General features: G+C 72.9%; 14 protein-coding genes. 13 read left to right on the top strand and 1 reads right to left on the bottom strand.

From position 1 onward, the window contains the following. The first annotated feature begins 3 nt into the window (after nucleotides 1–3). Nucleotides 4–1539 (top strand): AMP-binding protein, encoded by a 1536-nt coding sequence (locus tag BU198_RS17915; protein WP_188297859.1) that lies wholly within the window; start codon nucleotides 4–6, stop codon nucleotides 1537–1539. Here BU198_RS17915 and BU198_RS17910 read toward each other — a convergent pair. After that, nucleotides 1532–2308: a helix-turn-helix transcriptional regulator gene (locus BU198_RS17910; protein WP_188297858.1), complete on the bottom strand. Its 777-nt coding sequence runs from the start codon at nucleotides 2306–2308 to the stop codon at nucleotides 1532–1534. The genes BU198_RS17915 and BU198_RS17910 overlap by 8 nt on opposite strands. Before the next feature lie 183 nt (nucleotides 2309–2491). On the opposite strand from BU198_RS17910, the gene BU198_RS17905 reads away from it, so the two are divergent. The 12 genes from BU198_RS17905 to BU198_RS17850 all read left to right on the top strand — a co-directional run bounded on the left by BU198_RS17905 (nucleotide 2492) and on the right by BU198_RS17850 (nucleotide 19781). Beyond that, nucleotides 2492–3310 (top strand): TIGR03084 family metal-binding protein, encoded by an 819-nt coding sequence (locus BU198_RS17905; protein WP_188297857.1) that lies wholly within the window; start codon nucleotides 2492–2494, stop codon nucleotides 3308–3310. Between the two features lie 207 nt (nucleotides 3311–3517). Next, a complete protein-coding gene (locus BU198_RS17900; RefSeq protein WP_188297856.1) occupies nucleotides 3518–4000 on the top strand; it encodes a hypothetical protein in 483 nt (160 codons plus the stop codon). 351 nt (nucleotides 4001–4351) lie between these two features. Next, a complete protein-coding gene (locus BU198_RS17895; protein WP_188297855.1) occupies nucleotides 4352–5047 on the top strand; it encodes a TenA family transcriptional regulator in 696 nt (231 codons plus the stop codon). 85 nt (nucleotides 5048–5132) lie between these two features. After that, a complete protein-coding gene (locus tag BU198_RS43825) occupies nucleotides 5133–6329 on the top strand; it encodes a cytochrome P450 (RefSeq protein ID WP_188297854.1) in 1197 nt (398 codons plus the stop codon). Nucleotides 6330–6481: 152 nt separating this feature from the next. After that, nucleotides 6482–11305, top strand: a complete 4824-nt coding sequence (locus BU198_RS17885) for a non-ribosomal peptide synthetase (RefSeq protein ID WP_188297853.1) — start codon at nucleotides 6482–6484, stop codon at nucleotides 11303–11305. A gap of 16 nt (nucleotides 11306–11321) precedes the next feature. Further along, complete coding sequence (locus tag BU198_RS17880; protein WP_188297852.1) at nucleotides 11322–12530, top strand: MFS transporter; 1209 nt, start codon at nucleotides 11322–11324, stop codon at nucleotides 12528–12530. 85 nt (nucleotides 12531–12615) lie between these two features. Next, nucleotides 12616–12822 carry an MbtH family protein gene (locus BU198_RS17875; RefSeq protein ID WP_188297851.1) on the top strand — a complete coding sequence of 69 codons (207 nt, stop codon included), beginning with the start codon at nucleotides 12616–12618 and terminating at the stop codon, nucleotides 12820–12822. A gap of 1 nt (nucleotide 12823) precedes the next feature. Next, the gene (locus tag BU198_RS17870; protein ID WP_188297850.1) at nucleotides 12824–14581 is read left to right on the top strand and encodes a non-ribosomal peptide synthetase; all 1758 of its coding nucleotides are present in this window, start codon (nucleotides 12824–12826) and stop codon (nucleotides 14579–14581) included. Continuing rightward, the gene (locus BU198_RS17865; protein WP_188297849.1) at nucleotides 14578–15822 is read left to right on the top strand and encodes a cytochrome P450; all 1245 of its coding nucleotides are present in this window, start codon (nucleotides 14578–14580) and stop codon (nucleotides 15820–15822) included. Before BU198_RS17870 ends, BU198_RS17865 begins: the two co-directional genes overlap by 4 nt. Continuing rightward, nucleotides 15819–16556 (top strand): thioesterase II family protein, encoded by a 738-nt coding sequence (locus tag BU198_RS17860; RefSeq protein WP_188297848.1) that lies wholly within the window; start codon nucleotides 15819–15821, stop codon nucleotides 16554–16556. Before BU198_RS17865 ends, BU198_RS17860 begins: the two co-directional genes overlap by 4 nt. Beyond that, entirely contained in the window at nucleotides 16549–17289 is a 741-nt protein-coding gene (locus BU198_RS17855) for a hypothetical protein (protein ID WP_188297847.1), read from the top strand. The genes BU198_RS17860 and BU198_RS17855 overlap by 8 nt, the downstream gene beginning before the upstream one ends. Further along, nucleotides 17283–19781, top strand: a complete 2499-nt coding sequence (locus tag BU198_RS17850; protein WP_188297846.1) for an amino acid adenylation domain-containing protein — start codon at nucleotides 17283–17285, stop codon at nucleotides 19779–19781. The genes BU198_RS17855 and BU198_RS17850 overlap by 7 nt, the downstream gene beginning before the upstream one ends. The last annotated feature ends 2 nt before the right edge of the window (nucleotides 19782–19783 follow it).

The following is a 19783-nucleotide window of genomic DNA, read 5'->3' as shown; positions in this document are numbered from 1 at the left end:
CGCATGCAGATTCCACTCTCCGTGATGGACTTCCTCGACCGGGCCGAGCTGGTCTACGGCGACCGGGTCGGCATCGTCGACGAGCCGGTGCAGCCGGCCGGATCCTGGGGCGAGCTGAGCTACCGCCGGGTCGCCGAACTGGCCCGGGCCCAGGCCGCCGGGCTGGACCGGCTGGGCGTCGGGCCCGGCGAGCGGGTCGCGGTCGTCTCGCACAACTCGGCCCGGCTGCTGACCTCCTTCTTCGGGGTGAGCGGGTACGGCCGGGTGCTGGTGCCGGTGAACTTCCGGCTGAGGGCCGAGGAGGTGTCGTACATCGTCGAGCAGAGCGGGGCCTCCGTCCTGCTGGTCGACCCCGAGGTCGCCGACGCCCTGAACGGCGTGGTGGCCAAGCACAGGTTCGTGCTCGGCGCGGACAGCGACGCCGTGCTGTACGACTTCGACGGCACCCCGCGGCGGTACGCGGTCGACGAGAACGACACCGCCACCGTCAACTACACCAGCGGAACCACCGCCCGCCCCAAGGGCGTTCAGCTCACCCACCGCAACGCCTGGCTGAACGCGACGCTGATGGCCCTGCACTACGGCGCGAGTGACCGGGACGTCTACCTGCACACCCTGCCGATGTTCCACGCCAACGGCTGGGGCATGCCGTTCGCGCTCACCGGCCTCGGCGCCCGGCACATCGTGCTGCGCAAGGTGGACGGCGCGGAGATCCTGCGCCGGGTCGAGCGGCACGGGGTGACCTTCCTGTCCGGCGCGCCCGCCGTGGTCCAGATGGTGCTGGACGCGGCCGCCGACTGGGACGGCCCGGTGCCGGGCCGGGACCGGGTGCGGATGATCGTGGCCGGCGCCCCGCCGCCGACCTCGGTGATCCAGCAGGTCGAGGAGCAGCTGGGCTGGGAGTTCATGCAGCTCTACGGCCTGACCGAGACCTCCCCCGTGGTCACGGTCAACCGCTCGCGGGCCGAGTGGGACGTGCTGCCCGCCGCCGAACGGGCCGAGAAGCTGGTGCGGGCCGGCGCCCCGGCGCTCGGCACCCGGCTGCGGATCGACCCGTCCGGCGAGGTGCTGGTGCGCTCCAACACCGTGCTGGACGGCTACTGGCAGCAGCCGGAGGCCTCGGCCGAGGCGCTGCGGGACGGCTGGTTCCACACCGGCGACGGCGGCACCCTCACGGACGGCCAGCTGACCATCTCCGACCGCAAGAAGGACGTCATCATCAGCGGCGGGGAGAACGTCTCCTCGATCGAGGTGGAGGACTGCCTGTACGACCACCCGGCGGTCGCCGAGACGGCGGTGATCGGGGTGCCGCACGAGAAGTGGGGCGAGACGGTGAAGGCCCTGGTGGTGCTCAGGGAGGGCCACGAGGCGGTCACCGAGGCCGAGTTGATCGCGCACTGCAAGCAGCGGCTGGCCGGCTACAAGTCGCCCACCACGGTGGAGTTCCGGGACGCCCTGCCGCGCACCGCCACCGGGAAACTCCAGAAGTTCCGGCTGCGCGAGCCGTACTGGGCCGGGCGGGACCGCCAGGTCAACTGAGCAGTCCCGACTCCTTCGCCGCGAGGGCGAGTTCGGTCCGGTTGCGGACGCCGAGCTTGTGCATCGCGGACTTGAGGTAGCCCGTCACCGTGTTGCAGGTCAGGCCCAGCCGGGCGGCGATCTCGGGGTTGGTCCTGCCGGTCGCCGCCCAGCGCAGCACCTCGTGCTCGCGCGGCGTCAACGGCGGTACGGGGGCGGCCCTCCCGGGCCGGGCCCGGCTCCAGGCGGCGGCCCCGGCGAGCGCCCTGGCCGCCGCCCTCGTCAGCGTGCCGACCGCGGATATCCGCACGTCCCCGAACGGGACGACGGCGCGCAGCGAGGCGTACACCACTCCGTGCACGGTGCCGCCGTCGATCAGCGGGACGGTGAGCATCGCGTACAGGTCCTCGGCGGCCACGGCCGCGTCGTAGTGGTGCGAAATGGTGGTCGCCGCACGGTAGTCGGGCACCCAGGTGGGCGCGCGTTCGGCGAGTGCCCGGCCGCCGAGGCCGAGGCCGGCCGGGACGGGCACGTCGTGCAGCAGGTCGGCCCTGGTGCCGGACCAGTGCCGCAGCACCATGCCCTCGCTGCCCGGGCGGCTCCCCGGCAGCGGCTCGGGCACCCCGACCAGGCCGACGTCGGCGCCGCACTCGGACACCACCCGGCGGGCGAGGTCGCCGAGCACGGCGTCCCGCACCAGCTCGGCGGCGCGCACGGCGAGTTCGGGGTCGTCGGGTTGCGCAGCGTCGTCGACGGGGTGCGCAAGGTGGGGGTCCGCAGCCCTGGTCATCGCGGAATTGTCACACGTGGCGGGGCCGGTGGCGAGAGTCCTGACATGCGTGTTTCGTGGAGTGGCGAGCGCCGGTGACGCGCCGGGCGTAGGGTGCGGCGGTACGCTACCGACGGGTAGCAACTGCCCCGTCCGGACGGGAAACCCGGTGCGGGAGGGCAGCCGACGACCGAGGGGAAGCCGATGACCGATCCGAAGGCCCCGGGTGACGTCCTGAGCGGGCTGCTGGCGGACCTGCGGGCCGAGAGCGCGGTGCTGGACGGCCTGGTCACCGGCCTGCCGGCCGGGGAGTGGGCCCGCCCGACGCCCGCCGAGGGCTGGACGGTCGCGCACCAGATCGCCCACCTGGCCTGGACCGACGACTGGACGGCCCTGGCCGCGCGCGACCCCGAGGGCTTCGCCGCGTCGCTCGGCGGGCACTTCACCGAGCTGCTGTCGGCCGGCGCCGACCCGGTCGAGGAGGGCGCCCGCGAGGGCGCGGCCACCGGGCCCACGGCCCTGCTCACCCGCTGGCGGGCCGGGCGGGAGGCGGTGCTGACGGCGCTCTCCGCCGCTCCGGCCGACGCCCGGCTGCCCTGGTTCGGCCCCCCGATGAAGCCCGCCTCGATGGCGACCGCCCGGCTGATGGAGACCTGGGCGCACGGCCAGGACGTCGCGGACGCGCTCGGCGTCACCCGCGAGCCCGGCGACCGGCTGCGGCACATCGCCCACCTGGGGCTGCGCACCCTCGGCTTCGTCTTCGGCCTGCACGGGCTGCCCGCGCCCGGACGCCCGGTCCGGCTCGAACTGACCGCGCCCGACGGCGGGTCCTGGTCCATCGGCCCGGCCGGGGCCGAGGACGTGGTGACCGGCCCGGCCCTGGACTTCTGCCTGCTGGTGACCCAGCGCCGCCACCGGGACGACCTCGCCCTCACCGCCACCGGGCCGGTCGCCACCGCCTGGCTCCCGATCGCCCAGGCCTTCGCCGGGGCGCCGGGCAAGGGGCGGCGGCCCGGGGCGTAGCCCGGCCGCAGGCCCGGGGCACGGCGCCGCCACAGGCCCGGAGCACGGCGCTGCCGGCCCTCCCGGACCGGCCCCGGACACCGGCGCGGAGGAGCCCGCCGAGATCGGGCATCCGAACTGACATATCGTCATATACGTTGAGCTGCATGATCGAACCACTCGTTCCGGCGATAGTCCGGAACCTTCGGCGAGTGGTGGAATGCCCCCATGATTCGTACCCACACCATGCGCACCGCGCTCTCCGTCAGCGCCGCCCTGCTCGCCGTCGGCGGCCTCGCCACCGTCCCCGCCCAGGCCGCCACGGCCCCGGCACCCGCCCCGGTGGTCGCCGGGGCTCAGGTGCGGGCGGGCACCCCGGCCGCCCACCAGGTGGTCACCTTCGTCGAGGCGTACCGCGCCGCCGTGCTCGGGCAGAGCGCCGAGACGCCGGAACAGGTCCGCAGGCAGTACCTCTCCCCCTACCTGAACTACCGGCTGGACGTCTGGGCGCGGCAGAACGACGCCGACCCGGTGTTCCGCGCGCAGAACGTCCCGGCGGACTGGTCGGCCCAGCAGGTCAAGGAGGAGGAGGGCTACGCCTCCGTCCGGCTGACCGAGTTCTGGGGCGACGGGGGCAGCCAGGACGTCTGGTACACCGTCCACCTCACCGACCTGCGGATCTTCGACCTGGACGACCAGCCGGCCTTCTGACCCCGGCCGGCCCGCACCGCCCTTCGGGCGAGGCGGCGGACCGCACCGGAATTCGCCGTTTCCACAGAAATTCGACGCCCCCGGCACCCGGTACCCACATTCGTGTACCGGGTGCTCCCGTGCGGGCACCCGGCGTCACCACGGATACCGGCCGGACCCGAATCCCGATTTCCGCCGCGGGTAGTCGTGGCGACTACACCGGATAAGCCTGAAGTGTCTGTCTCCGTTCGACCGCCGCGCCAATACTGGTCCCCGGTGCGGGGGAACTCGCCGTGAGCGAGCCGCCCAGTTCCGCACCTTTATCGGGAATCCCGGACGGTGCGGACCGGCCTCGAAAAGGAGACGAATACCATGACCGTCGACATCGCTGGATCGATATCCGACCGGCTCGTCGGAACCGAGGCGCACCGCGCCTTCGTCGACCACGAGTTCTTCAGGCAGGTGCACAGCCGCGACCTTTCGCACGAGCACGTGGAGACCTTCCTCGGCCAGTGGTGGCACCCGCTGCACTACTTCCCGACCTTCCTCGCGCGCTGCATCTCGGTCCTGCCCGACATCGAGTCCAAGAGCGCGATCACACGGATCCTCTCGCAGGAGGCCGGTGCCCGGTCGGCCAGGGCCGCCCACGAGGTGATCTACGCCGACAGCATGGAGAAGGCGGGCTACGACCACGGGACGGTGACCGGTTCCGCGCCGTTCGCGGAGACCGCCGCGCTGCTGGCCTGGTACGAGAAGTGCTCGGCGGACCGGTGCTCCGCGCTCGGCGGCATCTTCGCCACCGAGGTCACGGACCTGCTGATGGTCTCGGCGATCGGTGAGGCGGTCACCCGGGAGTCCGGCACGGAGCGCAACGCGTGGGTCGACATCCACGTCACCCAGGAGCCCGACCACGTCGACCAGGCGACCAACGCCCTGTTCTCGGGACTCACCCCGGAGCAGGAGCAGGCGGTCCTCGACTCCGCCGAGGAGATGTGGCGTCACTGGACCGCGTTCTTCGACCGGCTGGCCGTCGAGACCGGGATGATCGCGCCTTCCGTCCGGTCCTAGCGAAGTGATCGCCGTGGATTCCGTCATCGCCGACGCGGTTCGCACCGCCCTGCGACCGGCGCCCACCACGCGAAGGAGCTGACACGTGGCCTCGCCCGCCATCACCGGGTTGACCGATCCCCATCTCTATTCCCACGGCGATCCGCATGCCGTCTGGACACGACTGCGCAGGGAACGCCCGGTCTCCTGGCACGACGAACCGGATCACGAGCCGTTCTGGGCGGTCACGACCTATGACGAAGGCCTTGCCGTCCTGAGCGACTGGAAGCGGTTCAGCTCGGCCGGGGGAACGTTCCTGCGGCCCAACCTCTCCGACCCGTACCCGGGTGCGGGGGTGATGATGACGCTGTCCGACCCGCCCCGGCACGACGTGCTCCGGAAGGCGGCCGCCGCGCTCTTCACGCCCAAGGCGGCCGCCGGATTCCGGGCCAGGGCGACGGAGGTGTCGCAGTCCCTGTTGCGCGGTGTCGTCGATGCCGGTCCCCACGACTTCGTCAACGACGTCGCGGCGCGGTACCCGTTGCAGGTCATCGCCGGCTTGCTCGGCGTCGAGGGCGAGGACGTGGAGCGGGTCGCCGGCTTCGCCGAAGCGGCCGTGGACAACATCGCGGACCTGGACGGGATGGTCTCGCACCAGGCGCACCTCGAAGTGCTCGCCTACTACGCCGAGTTGATCGAGGAGCGCAGGACCCGGCCGACGAACGACGTGGTGTCGGCGTTCGTCCTCGCCCAGGCGGACGGGCTGGACATCACCGACGACGAGATCATCCTGACCTGCGACAACCTGGCCGTGGCGGCCGGGGAGACGACGCGCCAGGTGCTGTCCGGCGGTCTGCTCGCCCTGCTCGACAACCCGGCGCAGCTGGCCGCGCTGCGCTCGGGGACGGTCCCGCTCCGGTCGGCCGTCGACGAACTCGTGCGCTGGACCACGCCGGTGAACCACCTCATGCGCACCGCCGTGGCCGACACGCCCCTCGGCGACGTCGAGATCAGGGCCGGTCAGGCGGTGAGCGTGTGGCTGTCGTCGCTCAACCGGGACGAGACCGTGTTCGACCGGCCGACGGAGCTCCGGCTGGACAGGAACCCCAACCCGCACGTGAGCTTCGGCGGCGGTCGCCACTTCTGCATCGGCGCACCGCTGGCCAGGCTGATGACCGGGGTCTTCCTGGAGGAGACGATGCGCGGCGTGGCGAGGATCGAGCTGGTCGGTGAGCCGCGGCGCAAACCGTCCTACGTCACCAACAGCCTCGAATTCCTGCCTTTCTCGTTCCATTCCGAGTGATCGGGATTCGACCGGCCCGACCGGACTCTTTCCAGGAAATGTCCGACCGGTCAGAAGCATGAACAGCCGCCGGATTCGGCCGGCACCGTGTTGCACCGCACAAGGGGGCGTCAATGTCCGTGTATCACGACTCCACGAGGGAGCGATCGGGAATGGACCCGAGAACCGATCTCGTCCGGTCGATGTTCGCCGATCTCCTCGGCCTCCCCGCGGTGGCTCCGGACGACGACTTCTTCGAACTGGGCGGTCAGTCGCTGCTGGCCTCCCGCCTTCTCGGCCGGCTGCGTGCCGCCTTCGGGGTCGACGTCACCGCCCGGGAGTTCTTCGCCTCGCCGACCCCGACCGGTCTGACGGGCAAGCTCGACTCGTACCGGACGACGCGTCCGCCCGTCGAGCCGAGGCAACGGCCCGCGCAGGTCCCCCTGTCGTACGCGCAGCAACGGCTGTGGTTCCTCAACCAGGTCGACGGTGGCGGGGCCGGCTACAACATCCCGGTGGCGATGTGGCTGTCGGGCGAGCTGGACCACGACGCCCTCCGGCACGCGGTGCGCGACGTGATCTCCCGGCAGGAAGTCCTCCGGACGGTCTTCCCGGCCGAGTCGGGCACGCCGAGGCAGGAGGTCCTGGAGGTTCCCGACCTGGCCACCGTCCTCCCGACGGTCCACGTCGAGCCCGGCGAGGCGCCGGAGGCGGTCCGGCGGCACGCGGCCGAGGGCTTCGACCTGACCGTCGACGCGCCGCTGCGGGCGTGCCTGTTCGTCCTCGGCCCGCGGGAGCACGTCCTCCTGCTCTCGTTCCACCACATCGCGGTCGACGGCTGGTCGTTCGAGCCGTTGCGGCACGACCTGTCCACCGCCTACCGCGCCCGGCTGGCCGGTGCGGCTCCGACGTGGCCGGACCTGCCCGTGCGGTACACCGACTACGCCCAGTGGCAGCGGGAACTCGCCGAGGACGACACCGACGGGATGCTCGCCAGGCAGCTGGGCTACTGGCTGACGGCGCTCGAGGACCTGCCCGCGCAGATCGCCCTGCCCGCCGACCGCCCCCGTACCGCCACCACCGGCTACCGCGGCGGACGCGTGCCCTTCCATCTCGACGCGGACCTGCACCGGCGGCTCACCGATCTCGGCCGGGAGCACCAGGCGACGCTGTTCATGCTCCTGCACGCGGGCCTCGGTGCCCTGCTGACCAGGCTCGGCGCGGGCACCGACCTGCCGATCGGCGCACCTGCGGCCGGGCGTACGGACGCGGCGCTCGACGACCTCGTCGGATTCTTCGTCAACACGCTGGTGCTGCGCACCGACACCTCAGGCGAGCCGACCTTCCGTGAGTTGGTCGAGCGCGTCCGGGCGACCGACCTCGCCGCGTTCGACGCGCAGGACGTGCCGTTCGAGCACGTGGTCGAGGCGCTCAACCCGGTTCGTTCGCTCGGCCTGAACCCGCTCTTCCAGGTGATGCTCGCGGTGCAGACCCACGTCGATCCCGCGCTCGACGCGCCCGGCGTCGTCTCCCGGTTCGACCCCGTCGACATCGGGGTGTCCCGGTTCGAACTGTTCTTCTCGGTCGAGGAACGGCGATCCGCCGACGGCACGCCGTGCGGGATCGACGGAGTGGTCGAGTACTCCGCCGACCTGTACGACCAGGGCACCGTCGAGGCCGTGGTCGAGCACTTCCGCCTGGTGCTGGCGCAGGCCGTCTCCGATCCGGACCGGCCGGTCTCGCAGGGCGAACTGCTGTCCGCGGCCGGCCGGCACCGGGTGCTGACGGAGTGGAACGACTCCGCCCGGTCCCTTCCGGCCGCCGACCTGGTGACCCTGCTCGACGACCAGGCCGCACGGACACCGTCCGCCGTCGCCGTCGTCACGGACACCGCGAGCGTCACGTACGCGGAGCTGCACGCCAGGGCGAACCGGCTGGCCAGGGAGCTGATCAGCCGGGGCGCGGGCCGGGAGCGCGTCGTCGCGGTGCTGCTGGACCGGTCCGTGGACCTCCTGGTCGCGCTGCTGGCCACGGTCAAGGCCGGGGCGGTCTACCTGCCGGTGGATCCGGACTACCCCGACGAGCGGCTCGGTTTCATGGTCGAGGACGCCGCGCCGGTGGTCGTGGTGACCCACCGCGAGCACGCCCACCGGGTGCCCGGTGCCCTGGTCGTCGACTCCCCCGACGACACGGCGCGGATCGGGCGGCACCCGGCGACGGCGCTCACCGGGGACGAACGTCTCCCCTCCGACCCCGCCGCCGCGGCCTACCTGATCTACACCTCCGGCTCGACCGGCCGGCCCAAGGGCGTGGTCATGCCCGCCGCCGGTCTGCTCAACATGCTGTGCTGGCAGGCGGACCGCGGTACGGGGAGCGCCGACGGCGTCATCGCGCACCTGGCGAGCGTGGGGTTCGACGTGTCCCTGGAGGAGACCCTGCCCGCCCTGATCAGCGGCGGCACGGTCGCGATCCCCGAACCCGACGTGCGCACCGATCCGGTACGGCTGGTGCACTGGCTGGACCGGCACCGGGTGACCATGGTCATCGCGCCGAACCTGATGATCGACAGCATCTGCTCGGCCGCCGTCGCCGAGGGCCTCGGCCTGCCCGCGCTCACCGACGTCGCGCAGGCCGGATCGGCCCTGATGCTGAGCGATGACATGCGGACGCTGCTGGGCGGTCCCGTGGAGCGCAGGCTGCTCAACTACTACGGTCCGACCGAGACGCACGCCGTGAGCATGCTCGCCCAGTCCGGCCGGGAGGCCGCCGAGGGGCGGTCCACGGCCGTTCCGATCGGTCGTCCGGTGTGGAACCAGCGGGTCTACCTGCTGGACGGGGAGTCGCGACCGGTCCCGCCGGGAGTGGTCGGCGAGATCTTCGTCGCCGGTGACGGCGTCGCCCGCGGCTACCTGGCCAGGCCCGGACTCACCGCGGAGCGGTTCCTGCCCGATCCGTTCGCGGGCACCGGAGCGCGGATGTACCGCACGGGCGACCTGGCCCGGTGGACCGGCGACGGCACCCTGGTCTTCGCCGGCCGGGCCGACCACCAGGTCAAGATCCGGGGCTACCGGGTCGAACCGGGAGAGGTCGAGGCGACCCTGCTCGAACACCCCGACGTGGCACAGGCGGTCGTGACCGCCGTCGAGCCGGTGCCGGGGGACGTCCGGCTGGTGGCGTACGCGGTGGGGGTGGACGGCACCCGGCTCGTACCGGCGCGGCTGCGGCGCCACCTCTCCGACAGCCTTCCCGCGTTCATGGTCCCGGCGTCGTTCGTCGTGCTGGACCGGATGCCGGTGAACGCCAACGGCAAGGTGGACGCGGCGGCACTGCCGGCACCGCAGTGGACGGCCGGCGGCCGCGCCCCGCGCACCCCGCAGGAGGAACTGCTGTGCCGGCTGGTCGCCGACGTGCTGAAGATCGCCGAGGTCGGGGTCGACGACGACTTCTTCCAGCTCGGCGGGCACTCGTTGCAGATCGCCAAGCTGGCGAGCCGGGTGCGTTCGGTGCTGGGCGTGGCCCTGCCGGTGCGAGTGATCTTCGAACGGCAGACCGTCGCGGGCATCGCCAACGCCATCGACGAGCTGGCGCCGAACAGGACGCCCGCCAGGGTCATGCGCCGCCCGGAGCGCGTGCCGCTGTCCTTCGCGCAGCGCCGGCTGTGGTTCGTCGAGCAGCTGGAGACGTCGGCGGGGCACGGTTCCGCCTATCACCTCCCCTCGGCCTTCTCGCTGACCGGTGAGCTGGACGCGACCGCACTGCGAGCGGCCATCGGTGACGTGATGACCAGGCACGAAAGCCTGCGGACCGCGTTCCCGGTGTCCGGCGACGAGCCGTGGCAGCACGTCCTCGACCCCGGGAGCCCGGTGCTGACCACCGTGGACTCCTCGGAGTCCGGGATCGCCGACGCGATGACGTCCGAAGTGGACCGCCGGTTCGACCTCGCGGGCACGCCGCCGCTGCGGGCGGTGCTCTTCCGGCTCGGCCCCAACCGGCACGTGCTGCTGATCTGCCTGCACCACATCGCCACCGACCACTGGTCGATGCGGCCGCTGCTGCGGGACCTGTCCACCGCGTACGCGGCCCGGCGCGCGGGCAGCGCACCGCGGTGGACGCCGCTGCCGGTCCAGTACGCGGACTACGCGCTTTGGCAGCGGGAGGTCCTCGGCGCCGACGGCGGTGCCGCCACGGACGAGGTGGCGTACTGGACCGGGCAGCTGGCCGGCCTGCCCGAGCCGCTGGAGCTGCCGCTGGACCGGCCGCGCCCGGCCGTGCGCGGCCACCGCGGCGGGACCGTGCACTTCGAGCTGGACGCCGACCTGCACGCCGGCCTCGCGCGGTTCGCCGGCACCGGACGCGCCAGCCTGTTCATGGCGCTGCAGACGGCGCTGGCCGGTCTGCTCACCCGGATCGGCGCGGGTACCGACATCCCGATCGGTGCGCCGATCGCCGGTCGCAACGACGACGCGCTCGACGACCTGGTGGGCTTCTTCATCAACACGCTGGTCCTGCGCACCGACACCGGTGGCAACCCGACGTTCGGCGACCTGCTGGCGCGGGTGCGCGAGACCAACCTGGCCGCGTACGCCAACCAGGACGTGCCGTTCGAGCGGCTGGTCGAGGCGCTCAAGCCGACGCGCTCGTTGAGCTACAACCCGCTCTTCCAGGTGACGCTCACGTTGCAGAGCGCGGGCGAGGCCGCGCTCGACCTGCCCGGCATAGCGGTGACCAGGCGTCAGGTCGATGTGCAGACGGCCAAGTTCGACCTGTCGTTCTCGTTCACCGAACGGCGCGGCGCCGACGGCAGCCCCGAAGGCATGGCCGGACTGGTCGAGTTCGCCGACGACGTCTTCGACCAGGAGACTGTCGTGGCACTCACCCAGCGGCTGGTCCAGGTGATGCGTGCCGCGGTGGCCGATCCGGCTGCCCGGCTCGACACCGCCGACGTGCTGCTGCCCAGCGAGCGCGAAGCGCTGCTCAGCGGCGCGATGCCCATCTGAGATGAGGAGACAGCACGTGCAGGACACCGCCAGTCCACCGGTGAACGCGCCGGCCAGGCCACTGCGGCACAATCCGATCTGGTTGCGGTGGCTGGCCGCGGCATCCCTGGCCAGGCTGCCGCAGACCGCGCTTCCGGTCGCGCTGGTGCTCACCGCGCACGAGATGACCGGGTCCTTCGTGGGCAGTGGACTGCTCAGCGGCGCGAGCGCGATGACCTACGCGCTGTGCGCCCCGTGGCGCGGCCGGCAGATGGACCGGGCCCTGCTGCCCCGCGCCCTCGGGTGGTCGCTGCTCGCCGCGACCGCCGGGCTCGTCGCCACGTCGGTCGCGGCGGCCGCGGGGGCTCCCCTGTGGCTGCTGCTGGTGTTCGTCGTCCTGGCCGCGTCCGCCGGCGCCGGGGTGGGCGGGGCCTACCGGTCGGTCCTGCCCCACTTCCTCCCCTCCGCGCAGCTCTCCCGGGCGTACGCGGTCGACGCGGTCGCGGTGCAGGTGGCCTGGATCGGTGGTCCGGCGCTGGCGGCCGTGGTCGCCGCCGCGGTCGGACCGCAGGCCTGCATCGGCGTCGTGGCCGCCGTGACGGCCGCGGGCGCCCTGCTCAGCTGGACGCTGCCGAGGAGGGAACCGGGCAGCCCGGCGCAACAGCACTCCTCGGTGCGCGCGTTGCTCGCTTCGCTGTGGGCGCCGCTCGTGCTCAACGCGGGGATCGGGGTCAACCTCGGCGCACTCGACGTGTCGCTGCCGGCCCTGATGACCAGTCACGGCTCGGCCGCGACGAACGGCGGTCTGGTGCTCGCCGGCCTCTTCGCCACGAGTGCGGTCAGTGGTTCGGTCTATGCCGCGTTGCCGTCGACGAACCCGTTGCGGAAGGCGCGGACCCGCACGGTGGCGTGCGCACTGATCGCCGTGTACGGCGCCGTCCTGGCGAGCGCCGCCGCGGCACCCTGGCTGTGGCTCGCCGTCGTCTGTTTCCTGGTCGCCGGGGTGGCCTTCGCGCCGGGCGACAGCGCGGTCATCCTGCTGGTCCCCGAACAGGCTCCGCCGGCGCGGCTGGCGGAGGCGTTCGGATACTTCTCCGCCATCGGCTACGTGGGCATAGCGCTCGCCAGCCCGGCGGCCGGCTGGCTCGTGACGCGATTCGGCGCCGGGGCGGGTCTGCTCCTGGCGGCACTGGCACCACTGGTCGCGGTCGTGGTGGTGACGACGACTCGCGTCGGGCGGACGTAGAGACGTCCGATCGCAGGGAAACGTGCGATCGGACGGTGTCCCACAACAGTTCACATCGCTTGTCGAAGAAATGCGGAGGTCGGTCATGGTGGACATCGACGACGACGTCGATTACGTCGTCGTGCTCAACGGCGAGGAACAGTACTCGATTCTGCTGGCCGGCCGCGAAGTTCCGGCGGGGTGGGCCGTCGAGGGATTCCGCGGGCCCCGGCAGGAGTGCCTGGACCACATCGACCTCGTGTGGACCGACATGAGGCCGCTGAGTGTCCGCCGGCGAACGGACGGAAAGTAGAATGCTGTACGAAAGCGTCGTCCGGCAGGCCGTGCGGAATCCCTCGGCCCCCGCGGTCACGTTCGACGGCGAGACCCTGACCTACGACCAGCTCGTCCGCCGGGCGGACCGGCTGTCCGACGCGCTGACCACGGCCGGCGTCCGGCGGGGCGACGTCGTCGGTGTCCTGATGAGGCGCTCCACCGAGCTGGTCCCGGCGCTGCTGGCGATCCTGCGGGCCGGCGCCGCCTACGTCGGGATCGACCCCGACGACCCGCCACAGCGGCGGAGCGACCTGCTGGCGAACGCCGGCGTGGAGTTCGTGGTGGCGGACGACCGGCTGCGGGAGTGCGTTCCCGGCGGGTTCACCACGCTCTCGCCGTCGGCCGCGGGCCCGTCCTCCGGCGCTCCGGCGAGCACCACCGCCGACGACCTCGCCTACGTCGGCTACACGTCCGGCTCGACCGGGCAGCCGAAGGGCGTGATGGTCCCGCACCGCGCGGTCCTCCGGCTGGTCACGGACATGAACTGGATGACCGTCCGCCGGGACGACGTGTTCCTCCAGGCGGCTCCCCTGGCGTTCGACGCCGCCACCTTCGAGATCTGGGCACCGCTGACCCACGGCTGCCACCTCGTGGTGGCGCCGGCCGGCCGGATGACCCCGGACGTGGTGGCGCAGACCCTGCGCGAGCACGGTGTGACGGTGCTGTGGCTGACCGCCGGCCTGTTCCACGAGGTGGCCGCGCACGACATCGGCGCGTTCGCCGGCGTGCGTCACCTCGTCGCGGGCGGCGACGTGATCCAGCCCGGTCCGGTCGCGCGTCTGCTCGCCGCGCATCCGGGCATCACGTTCACCAACGGGTACGGTCCGACCGAGAACACGACCTTCACCACGACCTGGACGACCGACGCCGGCGCCGGGGACGGCCTCGACACGGTTCCGATCGGAACGCCCGTCAACGGCACCCGGATCGCGGTGCTGGACGCCGGTCTGCGGCCGGTCGAGGCGGGCGCCTGCGGTGAGCTGTACGCGTCGGGAGCCGGGCTCGCCCTCGGCTACCTCGGCCGGCCGGGTGCCACGGCCGACCGGTTCGTCCCCGACCCGTTCGCGCCCGAGCCGGGGGCGAGGATGTACCGCACCGGCGACCTCGTCCGGCTGCGGCCCGACGGCGCCTGCGAGTTCGTCGGCCGGGTCGACGACCAGGTCAAGATCCTCGGTCACCGGGTCGAGCCGGGTGCGGTCGAGGCCGCGCTGCACCGCCTGCCCGGGGTCAGCCGGACCGCCGTCGTCGTACGGACCGCCGCCGACGGGACGAAACGGCTGGTGGCCCACGTCGTGCCGGAGGACGATCCGGCGCCGCACTGGGGCGAGTGGCTGCGCGAACAGCTGCGCGCGGTCCTGCCCGCGCCGATGGTCCCGTGGACCGTCCTGGTGCAGGAAACCCTGCCCCTGACCGGCAACGGGAAGATCGACCGCGGCGCGCTGCCCGAGGCGGACCTGACGGCGCGCAACGTGCCGAACGAGTTCGTCGCGCCGAGGACCGACGTGGAGCACCGCCTGGCCGAGCTGTGGACCCGCGTGCTCGGCGTGGAGCCGATCGGCGCCGACGACGACTTCTTCGACCTCGGCGGCCATTCGCTGAACGCCTCGGACCTGCTCGGCTCGGTGCGGGCGGAGTTCGGTGTCGCGTTCCCGGCACGCGTCCTCTACCTGCAACCGACCCTTCGCGAACTCGGCGAGGAGCTGGAGAGCGCCATCCGGAGCGGGGCGCAGCGATGACCCTCGCCGTGGAGCCGGGCCGGTGCCCGATGCACGCCGCCCCGGCGGTCGACCTGTTCGAGCCGGGGACGTTCGCCACCACGGACGTGCACGCCGTCTGGCGCACCCTGCGACGGGAGGAGCCGGTCAGCTGGCATCCGGTCGGCGACGGCGGGTTCTGGTCCGTGACCCGGTACGACGACGTGCAGCACGTGCTGCGCGACCACGGCACGTTCACCTCCGAGCAGGGGTCGCTGCTCACCCTCCTCGGCAAGGGCGACCCGGCCGGCGGCCGGCAGATGGCGGTCACCGACCCGCCCCGGCACGCGAGGATGCGGGAACCGCTGCAACGCGCCCTGTCGGTCCGGGAGGTGGAGCGCGACCTGCCGCGCATCCGGTCCCTGGTCCGGGAGTTGCTCGCCCCCATGAAGGACGGCGGCGTGTTCGACTTCGCCGCGGCGATGGCGGCCGTGCCGATGGCGGTCATCGGCTCGTGGATGCGGCTCCCCCGGTCGGACTGGCCCGATCTGACCAGGCTGACGGGCGCGTCCATCGCGCCGGACGACCCGGTCTTCGCCGGCCCGGGCGGCCCGGAGAGGACGCTCGTCAGAGCGCACCGCGAGCTGTTCGCCTACTTCCAGGACGTGGTCGCGGAACGGCACGCCGCCGCCCCCGGCGACGACCTGATCGGCGTGATGCTGGGCATGCGCGTCGACGGGGAGGGACTCGCGCCGAGCGAGATCGTGTCCAACTGCTACAGCCTGCTGCTCGGTGCCAACGTGACCACCGCCCAGCCGCCGAGCGCCGCCCTGCTCGAACTCGCCGGAACCGACGCGCTGGCCGACTGGGCGGCGCACCCGGACCTGCTGGTCAGCGGGGTGGAGGAGGCGTTGCGCTGGTCCTCTCCCGCGCAGCACTTCATGCGCTACGCCAGGCGGGACGTGCGGATCCGTGACGTCACGGTCCACGCGGGCGACGCGGTCGTCGCCTGGCTGGGCTCGGCCAACCGCGACGAGACGGTGTTCGCGCGGCCCGACACGTTCGACGTCCGCAGGCGTCCCAACAAGCACATCGCCTTCGGCGTCGGCCCGCACTACTGCGTCGGGCACACCGTCGCCCGGGTCGCGCTGCGGGTCCTGTTCCACGAGCTGCTGACCGGCTTCACCGGCATCGAGGTCGTCGGCGAACCCGTGCGGCTGCGGTCGAACTTCATCGCGGGATACACCAGCCTGCCGGTGACGGCACGAGGAGTACGGCCATGACGAGCGGACCTGCTGTTCCCCTGCGCAGGTGGCTGCCCCGGCCACCGGGGGAGACCCCGTCGCGGATCTTCTGCCTGCCCTACTCGGGCGCGGGCGCCTCCATGTTCAGCCGGTGGCCGGACGCCGCGGGCGGTACCGGCCTCTGCCCGGTGCAGCTGCCCGGCCGGGAGAACCGGCTGCGCGAACCGCACTTCGGGACCTACGAACAGCTCGCGGAGGACCTGGTCGAGGCGCTGCTGCCCGCCATGGACCGCCCCTTCGGGCTGTTCGGGCACTGCAGTTCCGCGCTGATCGCGTTCCAGGTCGCCGTCGTGCTGCACCGCGAGGGGCTGCCGACGCCACGGCGGTTGTTCTGCTCCTCCCAAGTCGCGCCCCACGAGGGCCCCTACGGCAGCTACCTGACGATGACCGACGAGCAACTCCGCGCGGAACTCGTCGCGTTGAGCGACAGCGAGCTCGACGACTCCGTCCTGGACCTCGTCACCGAGGTGCTGCGGGCGGACGTCGAGGCCAACAAGGCCTACCGGCCGGCCGGGCCGGTGCTGCTGGACACCGCGATCACCACGATCGGCTGGTCGGCCGACCACGAGGTCGCCCCCGAGCGCATGGGCGGGTGGGACCAGTACTCCGAGAAGGTCCACCGGGTGGTGCTGCCGGGCGTGCACCACACGTTCCTGGACGCCCCGGACGCGCTGCTGGCGCAGTTCGCCGACGGAATGGCCTCGGATGACTGAGGTGCGGACCTGCCGGATCCCCCGGACCCACAACGGCCCGCCCGGCAGCGCGAACGGCGGATACGCGTGCGGGATGTTCGCCAGGACCGCGGCCGGCGTGGTCGGGACGGCCGCGGTGGTCCAGTTGCACGCGGCCCCGCCGCTCGACACCGAGCTGGCCGTCCGCCCGCACCGCGGGCGGGCACTGGTCTGGCACGGGGACGAGCTCGTCGCGACGGTGTCCGCCGCGGCGCACGACCGGCCGGCGGGGGCGCCGTTCGTCACCGCCACCGCCGCGGACCGGGCGGGCGGGTCCTTCGCGGGTGCGGCGGCGCACCCGTTCCCGGAGTGCGTGGTGTGTGGAACCGCCAGGACCGACCCGGCCGCGTTGCGTCTGACTCCGGGGGGTGTGGACGGCCTGCCGGATGTCGTCGCGTGCGTCTGGACCCCCGGTGACCAGGACCTGGACACCGTGTGGGCCGTGCTGGACTGCCCCGGCGGCTGGACCCTCGACCAGAGCGGCTCTCCCTACGTGCTCGGCAGGATGTCCGCGCGCGTCGACGCGGTCCCTCCGCCCGGCGAGCCCACGGTCGTCGTGGCCAGGCGCCTCGCGACCGTCGGACGGACCGCGCGGGTGGCCAGCGCGCTGTTCGGTCCGGACGGCACCGAGTTCGGCCGGGCGGAGGCCACCTGGGTCCGGCTCAGTGCTTCTTCCGATCCGGCGCCGAGGGAAAGGGAAGGTCTTCGATGGTGACCGCGAACCTGATCGACCTGTTCGAGGAGCAGGTGCGCCGACGACCGGACGCCGTCGCGGTGGTGTGCGGTGAACTGTCGCTGTCCTACCGGGAGCTCGACAGCCGGGCGAACCGGCTGGCCCGCCTGCTGGCGGGGTCCGGTGCCCGCCCCGGCGCGTTCGTCGGGGTGTGCCTGCCGAGGTCCCCGGACCTGCCGGTGGCGCTGCTCGCCGTGCTGAAGACCGGCGCCGCCTACCTGCCGCTGGATCCGGGATATCCCGGGGAACGCGTCGCGTGGACGGTGCGGGACGCGGACCCGGTCGTGGTCGTCGGCACGTCCGAGGTGCCGCGGCCCGGGGACGGCCCCGTGCTCCTGCTGGACGATCCGGCCGTGGCGGCCCGGCTGGCGCAGGCCCCCGACGGCGCTCCGCCGGTCGTGCGGGATCCCGGCGACGCCGCCTACATGATCTACACCTCCGGGTCGACGGGACGGCCGAAGGGCGTCGTCGTCCCGCACGCCGGCGTCGTGGCGCTGTTCGCCGCCGCCCGCGACCTGTTCGACTTCGGGCCCGAGGACGTCTGGACGCTGTTCCACTCCTACGCGTTCGACTTCTCGGTCTGGGAGCTGTGGGGCGCACTCCTCCACGGTGGCACGCTGGTGGTGGTCCCGGTCGACACCGCCAGGTCCGCGCCGGACTTCCTGCGGCTGCTCGCCGACCAGCGGGTCACCGTCCTCAACCAGACCCCGTCGGCGTTCTACGAGCTGGCGCGGGCCGATGCCGAGGACCCGGCCACCTCGGGCCGGCTGGCCCTGCGCTACCTGGTCTTCGGCGGCGAGGCGCTCGACCTGGCGAGGCTGGAGGAGTGGTACGGGCGGCACAGTCCGGGCAAACCCGAGCTGGTGAACATGTACGGCATCACCGAGACCACCGTGCACGTCACCCACGCCGCCCTCGACCACGACCGGACGGCCGTGACCGGTCTGGTCGGCCGGCCGCTCCCCGGTGTTCGCTGCTACGTCCTGGACGACGGGTCGAACCTGGTACCGCCCGGTGTGGTGGGCGAGTTGTACGTGGGCGGCGCGGGCGTGGGGTGGGGCTACTGGGGCCGCGGAGGGCTGACGGCCGACCGGTTCGTGCCGGATCCGTTCGGCGGTGCCGGCGAGCGCCTGTACCGGACCGGCGACCTCGTGCGCTGGGGGCGCTGGGGTCTGGAGTACTCGGGGCGGATGGACGACCAGGTGAAGATCCGGGGGTTCCGGATCGAGCTGGGCGAGGTCGAGTCGGTGCTGGCCCGGTGCCCCGGTGTGGCGGACGCGGTGGTCGTCGCCGGCGCCGACGGCCGGGGCGGGCGGTGCCTGGTCGGGCACGTCACGCCGGGCAGGCCCGCCGGTCCGGTGGACCCGTCGCGGTTGGGCGCGGCCGCAAGGGAGTTCGCCTCCCGGCAGCTCCCCGCCCACATGGTGCCGGCGGTGGTCATGGTCTCCGCGGAGTTCCCGTTGTCGCCCACCGGCAAGGTCGACCGGCGGGCGCTTCCCGCACCGGTGTTCGACGTGTCGGCCGGCCGTCCTCGCTCGCCGGTGGAGGCGGTGCTGTGCACGGTGTTCGCCGACGTGCTCGGCATCGACGAAGTCGGCCCGGACGACGGGTTCTTCGACCTCGGCGGGCACTCGCTGGTGGCGACGGGCCTGGTGAACCGGGTGCGGACCGCGCTGGGGGTGGAGCTGGGGGTCAGCGCCCTGTTCGAGGCACCGACACCGGCCGCGCTCGCGCGGCTGATCGCGGGTCACACCACCGAGGGCGGGGCCCGGGACGTCCTGCTCGAACTGCGGGGGCACGGCAGCCGGCCACCGCTGTTCTGCGTCCATCCGTCCAGCGGGATGAGCTGGTCCTACGCCGGCCTGCTGCACCACCTCGATCCGGAGACGCCGCTGTACGGACTCCAGGCACCGAGCCTGAGCGGCGACTGCGCCATGCCGCAGACCATCGAGCAATTGGCGGCGGACTACCTGCGCCGCATCCGCACGGTGCAGCCGAGCGGACCGTACCGGTTGCTCGGCTGGTCGTTCGGCGGGCTGGTCGCCCACGAGATCGCGGTCCGGCTCGAACGGGAGGGGCAGGAGGTGGCGCTGCTGGCCGTTCTGGACGTGGCGCCGGTGGCCGCGGAGACCGACGGCGCGCAGGCGGAGGGCCTTGCCGGCACCACGCGCGAGGAGGCACTCGCGGAGGAGATCGGCGATGCCAGCCTGCCGGAGGAGACGATCACCCGGATCACCGCCACCCTCGGGCACACCGGCCGGCTGCGCGAGCGCTTCACCCCCGGCCGGTTCGGCGGCGACCTGCTGCTGTGCACGGCCGGACCGAACGCACTGGCCGAGGAGTGGCGCCCGCACATCGGCGGCCGCATCACGACCCACGCGATCGCCACCACGCATCTGCGGATGATGCGCCCCGCGGCGCTGGCCCGGATCGGGCCCGTCCTGGCGGCCGCGCTCGCCGGCGGGGACCGGTAGCC

It is taken from the genome of Streptomyces sp. CBMA156 (assembly GCF_014596515.1).
Lineage (GTDB): Bacteria > Actinomycetota > Actinomycetes > Streptomycetales > Streptomycetaceae > Kitasatospora.
The sequence above is the reverse complement of the archived record's forward strand: the minus strand, read 5'-3'. Positions and strand labels throughout refer to the sequence as shown.